This is a genomic window from Campylobacter concisus, from assembly GCF_050447445.1.
In the GTDB taxonomy this organism is placed as follows: domain Bacteria; phylum Campylobacterota; class Campylobacteria; order Campylobacterales; family Campylobacteraceae; genus Campylobacter_A; species Campylobacter_A concisus_BI.
Map to the genome: position 1 here is coordinate 1,426,014 of NZ_JALMFW010000001.1, position 15,200 is coordinate 1,441,213.

15 protein-coding genes, 1 tRNA gene and 1 pseudogene are annotated in these 15,200 nt (G+C 38.7%); 7 read left to right on the plus strand and 10 right to left on the minus strand.

Annotated elements, in window-relative coordinates:
• Window positions 1–8: 8 nt before the first annotated feature.
• Window positions 9–854, minus strand: a complete 846-nt coding sequence (locus MTT30_RS07360; protein ID WP_084109802.1) for a fumarate hydratase — start codon at window positions 852–854, stop codon at window positions 9–11.
• 241 nt (window positions 855–1,095) lie between these two features.
• Window positions 1,096–2,406 (minus strand): hemolysin family protein, encoded by a 1,311-nt coding sequence (locus MTT30_RS07365; RefSeq protein WP_223154647.1) that lies wholly within the window; start codon window positions 2,404–2,406, stop codon window positions 1,096–1,098.
• A 200-nt stretch (window positions 2,407–2,606) separates the two neighbouring features.
• Here MTT30_RS07365 and MTT30_RS07370 point away from each other — a divergent pair, with 200 nt between their 5' ends.
• Window positions 2,607–3,920 carry a sodium-dependent transporter gene (locus MTT30_RS07370; protein ID WP_429801510.1) on the plus strand — a complete coding sequence of 438 codons (1,314 nt, stop codon included), beginning with the start codon at window positions 2,607–2,609 and terminating at the stop codon, window positions 3,918–3,920.
• Window positions 3,921–3,964: 44 nt separating this feature from the next.
• Here the strand turns inward: MTT30_RS07370 and MTT30_RS07375 are convergent, their stop codons facing one another.
• Window positions 3,965–4,411 carry a DUF411 domain-containing protein gene (locus MTT30_RS07375; RefSeq protein WP_429801511.1) on the minus strand — a complete coding sequence of 149 codons (447 nt, stop codon included), beginning with the start codon at window positions 4,409–4,411 and terminating at the stop codon, window positions 3,965–3,967.
• Window positions 4,412–4,519: 108 nt separating this feature from the next.
• On the opposite strand from MTT30_RS07375, the gene MTT30_RS07380 reads away from it, so the two are divergent.
• From MTT30_RS07380 to MTT30_RS07405, 6 genes and pseudogenes are all read left to right on the plus strand, one after another.
• Window positions 4,520–5,488: a putative transporter gene (locus tag MTT30_RS07380; protein WP_103582375.1), complete on the plus strand. Its 969-nt coding sequence runs from the start codon at window positions 4,520–4,522 to the stop codon at window positions 5,486–5,488.
• 436 nt (window positions 5,489–5,924) lie between these two features.
• Window positions 5,925–6,728, plus strand: a complete 804-nt coding sequence (locus tag MTT30_RS07385; RefSeq protein ID WP_429801512.1) for a M48 family metallopeptidase — start codon at window positions 5,925–5,927, stop codon at window positions 6,726–6,728.
• Window positions 6,729–6,730: 2 nt separating this feature from the next.
• Entirely contained in the window at window positions 6,731–7,213 is a 483-nt protein-coding gene (locus MTT30_RS07390) for an N-acetyltransferase family protein (protein ID WP_429801513.1), read from the plus strand.
• Between the two features lie 44 nt (window positions 7,214–7,257).
• Window positions 7,258–7,345, plus strand: a tRNA-Ser gene (locus tag MTT30_RS07395).
• A gap of 149 nt (window positions 7,346–7,494) precedes the next feature.
• Window positions 7,495–8,721, plus strand: a pseudogene (locus MTT30_RS07400) (Na+/H+ antiporter).
• An 18-nt stretch (window positions 8,722–8,739) separates the two neighbouring features.
• Window positions 8,740–8,979 carry a hypothetical protein gene (locus MTT30_RS07405; protein ID WP_429801514.1) on the plus strand — a complete coding sequence of 80 codons (240 nt, stop codon included), beginning with the start codon at window positions 8,740–8,742 and terminating at the stop codon, window positions 8,977–8,979.
• Here the strand turns inward: MTT30_RS07405 and MTT30_RS07410 are convergent.
• From MTT30_RS07410 to MTT30_RS07440, 7 genes are all read right to left on the minus strand, one after another.
• Window positions 8,976–9,488: a chemotaxis protein gene (locus MTT30_RS07410; RefSeq protein WP_429801515.1), complete on the minus strand. Its 513-nt coding sequence runs from the start codon at window positions 9,486–9,488 to the stop codon at window positions 8,976–8,978. The genes MTT30_RS07405 and MTT30_RS07410 overlap by 4 nt on opposite strands.
• A gap of 95 nt (window positions 9,489–9,583) precedes the next feature.
• A complete protein-coding gene (locus tag MTT30_RS07415) occupies window positions 9,584–11,698 on the minus strand; it encodes a TonB-dependent siderophore receptor (RefSeq protein WP_429801516.1) in 2,115 nt (704 codons plus the stop codon).
• Window positions 11,679–11,990 carry a PepSY domain-containing protein gene (locus MTT30_RS07420; RefSeq protein ID WP_429801517.1) on the minus strand — a complete coding sequence of 104 codons (312 nt, stop codon included), beginning with the start codon at window positions 11,988–11,990 and terminating at the stop codon, window positions 11,679–11,681. Before MTT30_RS07420 ends, MTT30_RS07415 begins: the two co-directional genes overlap by 20 nt.
• A gap of 40 nt (window positions 11,991–12,030) precedes the next feature.
• Window positions 12,031–12,684: a PepSY-associated TM helix domain-containing protein gene (locus tag MTT30_RS07425; protein ID WP_429801824.1), complete on the minus strand. Its 654-nt coding sequence runs from the start codon at window positions 12,682–12,684 to the stop codon at window positions 12,031–12,033.
• 493 nt (window positions 12,685–13,177) lie between these two features.
• Window positions 13,178–13,585 (minus strand): tetratricopeptide repeat protein, encoded by a 408-nt coding sequence (locus MTT30_RS07430; protein WP_429801518.1) that lies wholly within the window; start codon window positions 13,583–13,585, stop codon window positions 13,178–13,180.
• Between the two features lie 135 nt (window positions 13,586–13,720).
• On the minus strand, window positions 13,721–14,548 hold the full coding sequence (locus tag MTT30_RS07435; RefSeq protein ID WP_429801519.1) for an ABC transporter permease: 828 nt from the start codon (window positions 14,546–14,548) through the stop codon (window positions 13,721–13,723).
• Window positions 14,541–15,194, minus strand: a complete 654-nt coding sequence (locus tag MTT30_RS07440) for an ABC transporter ATP-binding protein (RefSeq protein WP_054197251.1) — start codon at window positions 15,192–15,194, stop codon at window positions 14,541–14,543. Before MTT30_RS07440 ends, MTT30_RS07435 begins: the two co-directional genes overlap by 8 nt.
• Window positions 15,195–15,200: the final 6 nt, after the last annotated feature.

The following is a 15,200-nucleotide window of genomic DNA, read 5'->3' on the forward strand; positions in this document are numbered from 1 at the left end:
TTTTCTCCTTAAAGCTCGGCATCTGCGTGGCGTGCAGCATGGCAGTTGATATTTATAGCAACAGGAAGACCTGCTATGTGGGTTGGATACCACTCGACATTTACTTTAACAGCAGTGGTGTCACCACCAAGTCCTTGAGGACCAACACCAGTTTTACAAGCAAGCTCTAGTAACTCGTCTTCTAATTTGGCATATCTTGGATCAGAATTTTTACTATCGACTGAACGAACTGCTGCTTCTTTTGCCAAAAGTGCTGCCTTATCCATTGTACCGCCTATGCCAACGCCTATTGTTAGTGGAGGACAGGCATTTGGTCCAGCGTATTTTACAGCCTCCAAAAAGACTTTTTTTACACCCTCTATACCATCAGCTGGCACAAGCATTTTTAAAACTGATTTATTCTCACTACCAAAACCTTTTGGAGCTACTTTTATCTTTAGTTTATCTCCTGGTACGATCCTAGTGTGAATGACAGCTGGAGTGTTGTTTGTAGTATTTTTTCTTTCAAAAAGTGGTTCAGCAACGACTGACTTTCTTAGATAGCCTTCAATGTAGCCTTCCGCAATGCCCTCATTTATCGCATCTTCAATATACCCACCCTCAATATGCACATCTTGGCCGATCTGCACAAAAACAACCGTCATACCGGTATCTTGGCAGATAGGTGCAACGCCCTCTTCCGCAAGCTTAGCATTTTGTAAAATTTTGCCCAAAATGTCTTTGCCTAGTGACGAGCTTTCACTACTTTGAGCCTTTGTAAAAGCAGCTTTTAAATCTGGCGTCACGACATAACAGGCCTGTTTGCAAAGCTTAGCAACGACTTCTCTTATATCTTTTACATTTATTATTCTCATCTTTACTCCTCGTAAAAAACAATTTTTAATTATATTAACTATATTTAAAATTTAAGATTAAATTTTACTGCTATATATCTGCTAAAAAATTTATATGAGTTTATTTTGTTTGACTACAACTAGAAGACTTGTCTAAAACAAAAATTTAGTGAAATAAGCGATGGTGAAATTGGGTCTAGAGCATCACAATATTGATAGAAATTTACATAACATGGCTTATTTAAGCCATAAATATATAAATTTAAGATTGAATGCTCTCCTCTTCATTTTTTATCTTTTTTCTAACTTTGACTCGTGATATGCTAGCTCCATCCATCTTTCTTACTTCGTAGTAGCAGTTTTCATCCTCGATCTTATCACCTACAACTGGCAAGCGACCGATTAGGTTGAAGACATATCCACCGATTGTAACTTGATCTGTCTCTTCATCAAAGCTTATACCAAGAACCTCTTCAACGCTCTCTAGATCATATCTGCCTTGAAATTCGTAAATATTGTCATTTATCTTTTTATAGTGCTGATCAACTTCATCGTGCTCGTCATTAAAATCACCAAGCACCTCTTCCATTATATCTTCCATCGTAAGAAGTCCGGCTGTGCCGCCATACTCATCAACTACGAGCGCAGCTGAAATTTGCTCTTTATTCATCATTACAAGCACTTTTGAAATAGAAAGGCTCTCAGGCACGATGACAAATTTACGAACAATTGAGTCAAAACTCTTCTCTTTATCTTTGCTAAAGTGAAGTTGCAAAATATCTCTAATGTGTATCATGCCCAAAATGATATCTTTTGAGCCGTCTATATAAGGAAAGCGAGTGTATTTTGACTCAAATACAACTTGTAAATTCTCCTCAAAACTCTTTTGTTTATTTATGCAGATCATATCGCGTCTTGGCGTCATGATCTCTTTTGCGACTGTGTCACTAAAATCAACTGCATTTTTAATGATCTCAGTCTCAAAACTATCAAGCACGCCACCCTTTAAGCTCTCACCAACGATGATTTTTATCTCTTCTTCAGAGTGAGCTAGTTCATTTTCTTTAGCTGGCTGGATGCCTAAAATTTTAAGTCCAATGGTTGCTAAAATATCAAAAAGCTTAATTACAGGCGAAAATAGTACCCAGAAAAAGTGAAGTGGACGAGCGATTTTTAACACTGAAGTCTCAGCCTTTGCGATAGCAACTGACTTTGGCACAAGCTCACCCATTACAACGTGAAGTAGCGTAATAAGCGTAAATGCGATCGCAAAACCAACCGTATGAACTAAGATATCGCTAAAGTTGAAGAAATTTTTAAGCGGAGCTTCTATAAGTCTTGCAACCGCTGGCTCACCGATCCAACCAAGAGCAAGTGAGCTTAGTGTGATGCCAAGCTGAGTGGCACTAAGATAGGTATCAAGCTTGTTTGACATCTCAAAAGCAAGCTGAGCATTTGGCTTTTTCTCCTTTATAAGTTCTTCAAGTCTAGACTTACGAACTTTAACAAGAGAAAATTCTGATAAAACAAAAAAGGCATTTAGTAAAATGAATACAATGGCAAGTATTACCATTAAAAGCGAGTTATCGCTACTGGGGTACAATTATGATCCTTAAGAGTTAAAAATTTTGGCTGATTATAGCGAATTTATATTTAGCGGTCAAATTAGCCACGCCCAAAAGTAACAACGTTTCTTAAATTTAAGTTTTATAAAAAGTTCTTAAATCATATTTTGGTAACATTATTTTCATCACTAAATTTATGGATTTTACAATGAGCAAAAAGAATTTTTCATCGCGTTGGGCATTTATATTGGCCTGTGTTGGATCAGCAGTTGGCATGGCAAATGTCTGGGGCTTTCCTTATAAACTTGGCACAAATGGCGGTGCGGCATTTTTACTCATCTATGTTTTTTTCATAGCTCTTTTTTCATACGTTGGACTAAGTGCGGAGTATGCGATTGGCAGACGTGCAAAAACTGGCACGCTTGGATCATATAAATATGCTTGGCAAAGTAGAAATTTAGGCGTATTTGGCAGTATTATTGGCTGGCTTCCGCTTGCTGGCTCACTTTGTATAGCCATTGGCTACGCAGTCATCATCGCCTACGTACTAAAAGCCCTTACTCAGGCGCTTACTGGCTCATTTATGAGCGTTGATACGAACGTTTGGTTTAACTCATTTGCACTTCAAGATTACTCAGTCTTGCCTTATCATTTTATTATCGTTGTTGGTACGCTTCTTACACTATTTTTTGGGGCAAAAAGTATCGAAAAAACTAATAAAATAATGATGCCACTATTTTTCGTATTGTTTAGCATTCTGGCTATAAATGTCGCGATGCTGCCAAATGCGTTTGATGGGTATAAATTCCTTTTTATTCCTGACTTTAGTAAGCTTGCAGACCCAATGGTATGGGTTTCTGCGATGGGTCAAGCCTTTTTCTCACTCTCTATCACTGGTTCTGGCATGATCGTTTATGGGGCGTATCTTTCAAAAGATGAAGATATCGTTGAAAGTGCTAAAACTACGGCTTTTTTTGATACTATCGCAGCACTTGTAGCAGCGCTTGTCATGATCCCAGCAGTCTTTGCCTACGCTATGGATCCAGCTGAGGGTCCAAAGCTACTTTTCGTAACGCTTCCTAAAATTTTACAAAATATGATCGGCGGTCAAATTTTTGCGATCATACTATTTACCGCGGTCATCTTTGGCGGTATCACCTCACTTCAAAACATGTTTGAGGTCGTGGCTGAGTCGCTTATGCATAAATTTCCGTTTCTTAATAGATTTTGGACACTCACGCTACTTTGTGCAGTTTGCTTTGGCATAGGAGCATTTATGGAGCCTATTAGCAGTTGGGGGCCTTGGATGGACTTTGTGTCGATCTATATTATTCCAATCGGCGCGGTAATCGGTGCTATTTCTTGGTTTTGGATTATTAAAAAAGAAGAAATTTTAGACGAGATAAATTCTGGAGCAAATAAATCTTATGGTAATTTCTGGTATTTTGTAGGCAAATTTATCTACGTTCCGCTAACATTTTTACTTTGTATCATAGCTGTAAGTAAGGGAATTTCTTTTTAAATTTAGCTCGCCGAAAAATGAGCTAAATTTAAAAATTTTTGAAGTTATCTTAGTTTTTTTGTGCCGATGTAAGTGGCAAAAATTTCTTGTGAGCCATCTTTTTTAAATAAAATAACATCGTATTGCTCAGCTTTGCTGCCTTGCTCCATACCTTGGCTCTCCATCGGCATGCCAGGTACTGCGATACCAACTACATCTTTTGGCTTAAGCTCTAGTAGTCGTTTTACCTCATCGGCTGGAACATGACCTTCTATGATATATCCATCGATAATTGCTGTATGGCAGCTTGAAAGCTCTAGCGGCACGTTAAATTCTTTCTTAACTTTAGCTATATCATCTACTTTTATGACCTCTTCGCTAAATCCAGCCTTCTGCATCGCCTCACCCCAGCTAGTACAACATCCACAAGTTGGACTTTTATAGACCCTCATATCAGCCGCGAACGCAAGTGTTGCAAAAAAGCCAAGAGCCAAAAATGCTAATTTCTTCATCATTTTCCTTTACGTAAAATTTGCAAAATGATATAGCTCGCATTTAAATTTTATATAAATGCTTAATATTGCTTGCTATAATTCGCCAAAATTTACAAAAGGTACTTTATGTTTTCATCATTTTTTAAAGATAAAAAATGGGCACTCTGGGCTTATGGCGGAGCGATATTTATCATCTTACTTCTTGTTTATCAAACACACCTAAATGTCCGTATAAACGAGTGGTATAAAAATTTCTACGACATCGTGCAAAACTCAAAAGATCATGATGTAAGTGAGTTTTGGCGAGAAATTTTTAACTTTATAAAAATCGCTATGCCTTACGTCGTGACTTACACCGTGATCTCGTTTTTTGCTAGCCACTGGGTCTTTCGCTGGAGAGAGGCGATGACGTTTAGATATCTAAAATTTTGGCAAAACTGCAAAAGTGACATCGAAGGCAGTTCGCAGCGTATCCAAGAAGATGTCTACCGCTTTGCCAAAATAATGGAAAGCCTTGGCGTGCAGGTTTTAAGGGCGATCATGACGCTAATTGCCTTTATACCAGTGCTTTGGGAGCTAAGCAAGAGCGTGAGTTTGCCTTACATCAAAGATATCGAGGGCTCGCTTGTTTATATTGCTTTAATAATTAGCATCGGTGGCTTAATTATTTCGTGGTTTGTGGGCATTAAACTCCCGCATATCGAGTATAACAACCAAAAAGCAGAAGCGGCGTTTAGAAAAGAGCTAGTTTACGGCGAAGATGATAAGTCTAAATTTTGCCAGCCAAATGTCATGCTAGAGCTTTTTACGGGCGTAAAGTTAAATTATTACAAACTATTTTTGCACTATGGCTACTTTAACCTTTGGCTCATTTCATTTTCACAAATTCTTGTCATCGTGCCTTATGTCATCATGGGAAATGGCCTATTTAGCGGCGTTATAACGCTTGGTGTGCTTATACAAGCTAGCAACGCTTTTTCTCAAGTTAGAGAGAGTTTTAGCGTCTTTATCGATAACTGGACGACAATAACAGAGTTAAGATCTGTAAATAAACGTTTGAGAGAATTTGAGAGAAATATAAACTATAAGGCATAGGCGTAAATTTACGTACCAAATAAACTCTAGTAAATTTTAAAATTTCATGAGCGAGTAATTTTGGCTCTAAAATTTGAGCTAAGCTATAAGCGAAGCCAAATCTTAGTAGTCAATTCTTGCGAGTGAATGAGATTTTAAAATTTGCAAAATAGCTTTATTAAATTCGTAAATTTCTTTTTATTTAAAAGGGAGACAAGGGGACTTGAATTACGAAGCCGTCCCCTTATCCCCCTTTTTAAATCCCCTAAACCCCTCGCACGTTAGGAGTGGCATGCAATCGTGCTGACGCACTGCATGCGTTTTATTTTAGAAAATTTCTGACAAATTTTAAATTTTACAAGCCGTTTCAGCTCCAAAAATTAAATTTCCCCTCATTTAACAATGCATATCCGACTCAGGCTATAATACGACAAATTTTAATCCACAAAGGATAAAAATGAAAAAGATTTTACTTACATTATTGACGGCTAGCTTGCTTTTAGTCGGCTGCTCGAGCGTGACAAAATCAGGTGTCGTTGGTGCTGATCGTAAACAACTCATGCTAATATCCTCTGAAGCTATGGAGCAAAGTTCAGCTCAAGCTTATGTCAAGACACTAACAGCTGCTAGAAGCAAAGGCGAGCTAAACGTCGATCCAATCCTTACAAAAAGGGTTCAAGATATTGCCAAAAGGCTCATCGCTCAAACTGTAGTTTTTAGGGATGATGCCCTAAAATGGAAGTGGCAAGTAAATGTTATTAATGAAGACGCACTAAATGCTTGGTGTATGCCAGGTGGCAGGATTGTAGTTTATAGCGGCATCATAAAAAGGCTAAATTTAACAGATGCGCAGCTGGCAGCGGTTATGGGACACGAGATCGCTCACGCGCTTAGAGAACATAGCAGAGAGCAAGCCAGTACCGATCAGCTCAAAAATATTGGAATTTTTGCAGTTGCGACAGCTACTGGTCTTGGCGATCTTGGAGCTAATGCTCTAAATTTAGCTAGCGAGTATACAATATCTCTACCATTTTCACGATCTCACGAAACTGAAGCCGACCACATCGGTACTGAGCTAATGGCAAGAGCCGGATACGATCCAAAGGAAGCAGTCGAAGTCTGGGTAAAAATGAGCAAGATGAGTGGTGGAAAGGTGCCTGAAATTTTAAGCACACACCCATCAAACGAGAGCAGGATAAAAGATCTAAAAGAGATCGCAGCAAAACTTGAGCCAGTCTATCAAGCTGCCAAAAGAGGCTAGGCTTGATAGAACAAGCAAATTTGAGTGATCTTGAAGCGATTACACAAATTTATAATGAATACATTTTAGAAAAAACTGCGACTGCTGATATGCAGCCAGTTAGCACGAAGGAACGAGAACCTTGGTTTAAAGCCCACAATAAGTCTCGCCCAATCTTTGTCTATAAAGAAAATGGTGAAATTTTAGGCTGGTATTCACTTAGTGATTTTAATCCCAAAATAGCTTATAAAATAAGTGTAGAAATAAGCATCTATGTAGCCAAAAAGGCTCTTGGCATGGGCATTGGCAAGCAGCTTTTAAGTCACAGTCTAGATGAGGCAAAGAGGCTAAATCTAAAAAATATTATCGCTTTAATATTTAGTGAAAATAAAGCAAGTCTTGGGCTATTTTTAAAATTTGGCTTTGAAAAATGGGGTGAACTGCCAGGCGTTTGCCTAATGGATAATGAGTACAAAGATGTCATTATCTTGGGGCTAAAGCTTTAAAAGCCAAGCATTAAGCAAATAAAGATATAATTTCGCTTCTTTATGGGTAGATGTCCGAGCGGTTTAAGGAGCACGCCTGGAACGCGTGTGTGGGGCAACTCACCGAGAGTTCGAATCTCTCTCTACCCGCCATAAATTTGACAAAATTTACTCTATTGCCCTAATACAAAAAGAAATTTAAAGGACAAAAATGATCGAACATTTACTGTTATTTTTTTGCACTGCTAGCTATCATCATCGCTTTAGTGATGGTCTCAAACCGCCTAAAGATCGCCTATCCAATGCTATTAGTCCTTGGCGGGCTTGCCATTAACTTCGTGCCAAATTTACCAAGTATCAAGATCGATCCCGAGCTTATTTTCATCATATTTTTGCCGCCACTTCTTTATGAGGCTGCGTGGGCAAACTCGCTAAAAGAGCTCTATAAATGGCGCCGTACGATCGGCAGTTTCGCCTTTATCGTGGTTTTCGTAAGCGCAGCAGCAGTTGCTTTGATAGCAAATTTAGTGATCCCTGGCTTCTCGCTCGCCCTAGGCTTCATGCTAGGAGCTATCGTCTCGCCACCAGACGCGGTGAGCACGGCAGCTATCCTTAAATTTGTCAAAGCCCCGCGCAGGATCAGCGCTATTTTGTAGGGTGAGAGCCTTTTAAATGACGCCTCCTCGCTCATCATCTTTCGCTTCGCCGCAGTTGCAGTCACGACTGGGCAGTTTGTCTGGTACAAGGCCGCAACGACCTTTTTATGGATGGTGGTTGGTGGCGTTTTAGCGGGTCTTGTGGTGGCGCTTGCGGCATATTTTTTACATAAAATTTTACCGACTGATGAAAACAGCGACACGATAATGACGATCACGACGCCTTATATCATGTATATCTTGGCTGAGGAGCTAGGTGCTAGCGGCGTTTTGGCAGTGGTTTGTGGCGGACTTTATCTCTCAACTAAAAGAAATGAAATTTTCACCGCTTCAACAAGGATCCACGCGGTGCCCATTTGGAACAACTTCATTTTCTTGCTAAACGGCCTTGCTTTTACCATGATCGGTCTTGATCTGCCTGAAATTTTAGCAGGGCTAAAGCGTAGCGGCGTCTCACTCTTTGAGGCGGTCTCTTACGGCGTTTTGGTCACTGCCGTGCTCATCGTTATCCGCCTCATGGCATCTTATGGCGCCGTTTATATCACGATGTTTATGAAGCGCTATATCAGCGTGGCGGACGATCGCAACCCTGGCAAAGCCGCACCATTTATCGTCGGCTGGGCTGGCATGAGGGGCGTAGTCTCGCTGGCTGCAGCACTTTCTATCCCTGCCATGGCTGGTAGCGAGCCGTTTCCGCATAGAGACCTCATCTTGTTTATCACCTTTGTAGTTATCTTGCTAACGCTCGTAGTTCAGGGACTAACTCTGCCGCTACTCATAAAAAGTGTCAAATTTCCAGACTTTAACGACCATATGCCAAATGAGCTTGCAAGGATCAAGATCAAAAAAGGCGCTTGCCGAGGCTTCGCTTAAATTTAAAAAGAGAAATTTGTGGGTGATGAGCATTTTTTATTTCAAAAGCTTGAAGAGGTTTGGAATTTCGAGCTTGAGAGTGAAAATTTTGAGATCAGCGACGAGACAAGACAGAGGTATTTTAAAATTTTAGAGGAGCAAAGAAAGGCGCTTTGCGAGCTAAACAAAGACCTAAAGATCGATGAAGATGTCATTAGGACGTTTTTATACCACATCGCCCTTGAGGAGCAGAGGTGGCAGCCGCATAGCGAGCACTAAAATTTTCTTCCAACATTGCAACTTACTGCGCCGCAAAATCTCTTACCAAATTTAGCCTCGACGATGAGCACAAGCACAAAAAATATCTTCTCATCGTTTAGCCGTGCGATCTGGCGCAAAGTCTGGCTGGCGTTATTAAATTTAACATCATTTTCGCGCAAGCTCTTGCAAAACTCGCCCTCGTCAAAGCCAAGCATGCGTGAAATTTCACTGATGCTGTAAGGCTCAAGCGAGGCGATGATGCGGTCCATGTTGCATATAGTTGGATTTCTGCGGTGCGTGGTGACGTCGATCATCTCATTTACGAGCTTTACTAGCTTTCTTCTGCGGTTAAAAAGGTGCAAGATCACGGCACAAACGATCAAAGCTCCTGCGAATTTGTGCGCGATCATCATCCACTCACTATAATCGCCCATGGCGAAATTTAGCCCAGTAAATGCAAGCAGGCAGATCCCACAGGCAAGAACACAGACGATACAAAATTTATATATCACTTCCGCTTTAAGCAATGCAAATTCCTTAGTTTTTTGAAATTATACACCTACTATGCAAAAAATGAATGGCGCCAACTAGAAATTTAGCTGGCGCGTTAGAGTAAATTTAGCTAAAACTTATAGTTAAAGCTGAGATTAAATGTGCGTGGATCGCCATAAACCATCATATTTTTGCCGATACCCTCGTAGTATTTTTTGTTAAAGAGATTATCGATATTTAGCTGCACGTCAAAGTTTTTAGCAAATTTATAACCAAGCATTAAATTAGCCAAAGTGTAGCCTTTTTGTGTGATTTCATCTGTGCCTTTGCCATTATAAATTTTGCTCTTATACATAGCTCCAGCCCCTACTCTAAAGTCTCTAAATTCATACTTTGCAAATAAATTTGCCGTGCTTCTTGATGAGTCAGTGGCGTATTTCTCGCCATTAGCATCTTTTGCGTTAAAGTGCGTTGCGCCAAAGCTTAGGCTTAAGTTTTTAGTGATCTCGCCATTTAGATCTAGCTCGACACCCTTGCTTGTCACACCCTTGCCAGATTCATATATTTTGGCATTTGTCGCTGGATTTATCTTGCCAGTATCTATACCAAGCTTGTCTTGCACGATCTTAAAGACGCCAAGACTTGCTTGAAGTGCCCCATCAAAATACTCACCTTTGATGCCCACTTCGTAGTCTTTGCCTTGGATCGGATCAAGATATTTGTCGTTTGCATCCTTTACGCTTTGAGGTTTAAATATACTCGTATAGCTGGCGTATAGAGTGTGGTTTGCTCCGATGTCGTAAGTGACGCCAAGATATGGCGTGATCTCATTTGTGAAATTTCTATTGCCTTTGCCACCCTCGATCTCGTATTTATAGTAGCTAACCCTGGCGCCTAGCAAAAATTTAAGCTCATCAGTGATTGATAGTTTATTTGCCGCGTAAAATGCCTTTTGTATCGTTTTGTCTTTATTGTTTTGATCGGCGTAAGGAAATTTTGGATCATCGAGGTGTAAGTTTTTAAAATCAATCCTACTTCTAGCTGTATAAGCAAGCCCAGCTGGCGTGGTCTTTTGCAGCAAGTAGCTACTTACATTATCGCTACTTTTTTTATAGTTGTTATACATAGCGCCAAAGACAAACTCATGAGATAAATTTGCTAGCTCATAAGGGATATTTGCATACGCATCGACGTTGTGGATGTTCTCCTCTCTTTTGTTTGCATAAATGTAAAGATCACTCATATTGCCAGTACCGTCTAAATTTACCGCTCCGCCGTAGTAGAGTAGATTTGAGTCGGTGTTTGCGCGCCTAAATGAGTAGCTTAAATTTAAGCTCGCTTCATTTTCAAAGTAGTGCTTAAAATCAGCATAAAAATCAAGTGTTTTCATATCCCACCTAGTCCAAGGCTGAGAGAAAATTTCATTTTTACTAAAATTTGTCCTAGAGCCATCTGTGTAAAATGCCGGCATGCCGCCCCACCTACCGCCACGGCGTCTTAGCTCTTGATAAAACGTACCAAGGCTAAGCCACGAGTTATCGCCTATATCGCTATCAACTACGCCGTAAATCGCGCTATTCTTACGGTTGTAATAATCCATATAAGAGTGCGACTTCTCATGCATAAAAGAAAGCCTCGCTCTGACGCTTCCGCTCTCATTTACCGGCGTTTGCACATCGCCATTTACGCCGTATCTATCGTATGAGCCAGCACTTATGCCAAAATTTCCTTTAAGCTCCTTTGCATCTGCTCTTTTTCTTATGAAATTTAAGCTTGCAGCTGGGTTGCCAGCGCCTGCAAGTAAGCCATTTGCTCCCTTTACCACCTCAACTCTTTCATAAGGTAGCAAGCTCATATCATTTGCACCAAGACTAAAGCTACCAAAGCTAGGCATCGAATCAAGCAAGTAATAATCTATCGCAAAGCCACGAGCCGTCGGATATACGCGCTCGTCCCATTTGTTTAGCGTGACACCTGGGACATTTCTAAGAAGCACCTGATAGTCTTTGATGCCTTGATCTTTTAGCCTGGCCTCTGTTAGCACAGTTAGCGACTGGGGCGTTTGACGAGAGGTTAAATTTAGCCTAGTTGTGCTCTTTACAAGCTCTTTTGCAAAGTAGTTTGCATCGTCTCTTCGCTCACTCTCCACAACATCGACCGCTTCTAAAACCTTGTCATTTTCACTAGCGTAAATTTGAGGTTGCATCAAATTTAATGCAACCAAACTAATTAAAAATTTTTTCATTTTTTCTCCTTTTAAAATTTCTTTTAATCCACAAATAAAGCCCTGAAATACTCAAAATAAGCGGTGAAATGCCAACCAAAAACCAGATAAATTTTGTGATTTGGTTGTAGTTGCCAAAGTGCGATTTTCTAAATGCTGAGAGAATTTCTTCGCTTAGATTTGCATTTTTTATGTCCAAAATGCTTACTAATTCGCCGCTATTTTTATCGTAAGTTAATATGCTTGAATATTCGTTATGTAAGAAATTTTGATCTTTTACATAGCCAAAAAGGCGTATGTTTGCTCCTTGCATAAAAGGCAGTGAGATGAAGTGCGGCTCAAAACCAGTAAGATCATTTTTTTGAGCGGGCTACCAGCTCGTCAAGAGATAGGCTTTTGTTATAAATTTTTGCGTCTATCACGAAGTCATTTTTAAACTCTGGCATGCGTACCATTTGAAATTCCCACCAAACACCACTTATGCAAATGAGCAGTAAAATAGGTGTAGAAAAAATTCCTATCATCTTATGAATGTCACTCATAAAAACATTTAGTCTATTTACACGAAGCCTAAATAGTGTCAGCCAAAATTTTCTATAAATCACAAAACCACTTATGCAGATAAAAAACGTAAAAATAGCGGTTAAAGTAAGGATAACATGACCGCTCTTTTCTAGAAATAGCGACTCATGAAGCTCGGTTAAAACTCCAAAAAATCCCTCATCATGTGCGAGTGGCCCGCTCTTTATCTTACCGCTAAAAGCGTCAAAATAGATAAATTTCCACTCTTTTTGGCTGTCATTGTGCTCAATTAACCAAATTTTGTCACACTTTTTAGGGTTTGCATCAATATTTACACCAACCATCTCGTAGCCGCCAAACTTACTTGCGATAATATCTCTTAGCTCATCAAAGCTGATCCTTTTGCTTAAATTTTCTTTGTTTAAATTTACATTTACGATATTTGGGATAAGAAGGCTGTTTAGCTCGTCTTTATAAACGAGGATCGCACCCGCTAAAACAAACTACTGCAAGTGGAATGAAAAATAAAAGAGATAAATAAGTGTGCAATTTATAAAAAAATTTTTGATTTAGAAATTTCACTTTATTTTAAAGCCTTTTAGTAGTAGATTTTGATAATGGCTCGCAATCTTATACAAAATTTACTTTAATAATATTTAAAACTATTATCAATTATGATTTCAAAAAAGAAAAAATTTTATAGAATGTAAATTGAAAAAAAATAAATAGATTCGATTTTTAAAAGAATAAACAACTCCTCTTTGTGTATACGAAAAGCCAGAAAAGGGGGAAGCAAAGACTTATCAGTTACAAAAAGGAGGGTCCATTTAGGACGATGAAATAGTATTATTTAAGCATAAATTTTAATAAAATTTTTAGTTAATAAAAAAGAAATTCCAAGTAATACTAAAGTAAATTTAACTTTAAAGAAACTATATTTAAGAAATTTCTTTTAATTAGTACAAGCATAAAATTAGGCTAATTTTTAGGCACAAGCTCTAATACATTGCAAGCTCGTTTACTGCCCATCTTGCAAGCTTTATCAAGAGCGTTTGCAGAAAGATCAAAGCTTTGCTCAGTACCATTTCCTTGAAGATACTTTGTCGCTAGCTCATAGCAAGCCTCACTACTACCATTATCACAAAGCGATTTAAATATCTCAAAAGATTTTTGCGTATCTTTCTCTGCGCCAAGACCGCGTCCTAGCATATCTGCATAGATAAAGCAAGAAATTTTATCTTTATTCTCACACTCGCTTGAAAGCTTTTTAGCAAAACTCTCGCAAGCTTTAGCGTTGCTTTTATTAATACACTCTTGCATATTTATATCCCAGTTTGCATTCAAAGACATAAGAGCAAATGCTAAAAATAAAATGGATTTTTTCATAAATTTCCTTGGAAGAAGTTAGCTCCCTTTGGGGGAAAGGGAGCTATTACAAAAAGGAGGTTTCTTGTTGGACAAGTAGAATAATACAAGTTTCGTCTAAATTTAAAACCAACTTTTCTTTAACAAAAAACAATCTCAAACCAAATCTTTTTTACTAAAGGCGAAATAGCCACAAACTAGCAAAATAATGCCTAGTGCGAGCGGATAAATAATCGCATAAGCTACAAATGTCGCTTTTGGAAAGGTGCTTAAAATAAAATAAGATGCAGTACCGATAACTGCTAAATTTGGATCAAAAAGACTAAGTGCTGCTATCCTGAAAAGCTCTATCGGATTTAGTATAGCAATAGCGTAAATAACGTACTCATCAACCGAGCTTCGCATAAGAAGTCCAATTAATGCTAGATCAATGAACGCAAGCATTATAAGCCAAAGTAAAAACGCTACGCCTTGGCCTGTCTCTTGATTTTTAATCACGCTTGAGATAAAAAATCCAAGCGATAAAAAAATGATACTTAAGCTAAAAAGTAGTCCAAAGTAAAGCACCAGCACGCCCCAAGGTATCGCAACACCTTTTATAAGACCAACAACAACACAAAGCAAAAGAGCAAACAAAAGTGGTACAAAAACAACAAATGTACGGCCCAGTGCCTTACCAAAGTAATACTCTCTAAGACTTAGTGGGAAGCTAAGGATGTATTCAAGCAAATTTGTATCTCTATCTTGATTTATGCTTCTTACGGTTGAGATGAGAATAAAAATAGGCACAATGATGACACAAATTTGAATAAACAAAAGCAGCGCTCTAGTAAGACCAGAAAAGCCAAGTACACGTGAATCAGTCACGCCGCTAAATAAAAATCCTATCATCAAAGCAGAAAAAAGAGCAGCATATATCACAAACCATCTTGAGCGAAAAGACTCTTTTACATCAAGCTTCGCTATTAAAAAAAGATTATTCACTCTTGCTCCTTAAATTTTCTTCTTTGATGATCTTGCCAAGGTCCATATAGACGCATCTATCTAATAAATTTGCTATCTCATCGATACGGTGTGAAATGAAAACAAGTGTTTTGTTTTGTGTAAAATTATCAAGTAAATTTTTAAAAGAAAGCCTTGCTTTTACGTCAAGATTTGCCGTTGGCTCATCAAACATCAAAATTTCACTATCCTTAGCAAATGCGATGGCTATTAGCATCTTTTGTTTCATGCCGCCAGAGAGCTTATAAAATGGCTTATTTAAATTTGCATGCAGATCAAGCTCTAAAAGCTTGCTAAATTTCTCAATCTCTTCAAACTTTACATTTGAGCTTTTGCAAACAAACTCACAAAGCTCGCGTAGATTAAATTTAAGCGGTGGTGGGGTTTGTGGCACAAATGAGATAAATTTCAAAGCCCCTTTTCTATCTTTTAGAGTATTTACGCCATTTATCGCGATGCTTCCGCTATTTGGAATAAACTCGCCTAAAATGATACGCATGAGCGAGCTTTTGCCAGCTCCATTTTGTCCAAGTATTGCTATTTTTTCGCCAGATTTTACGTTTAGGCTAACATTGTCAAGTATCCTTTGCGAGCCAAAAATTTTAGTTACTTCTTTTATATCTATCAAAAATTT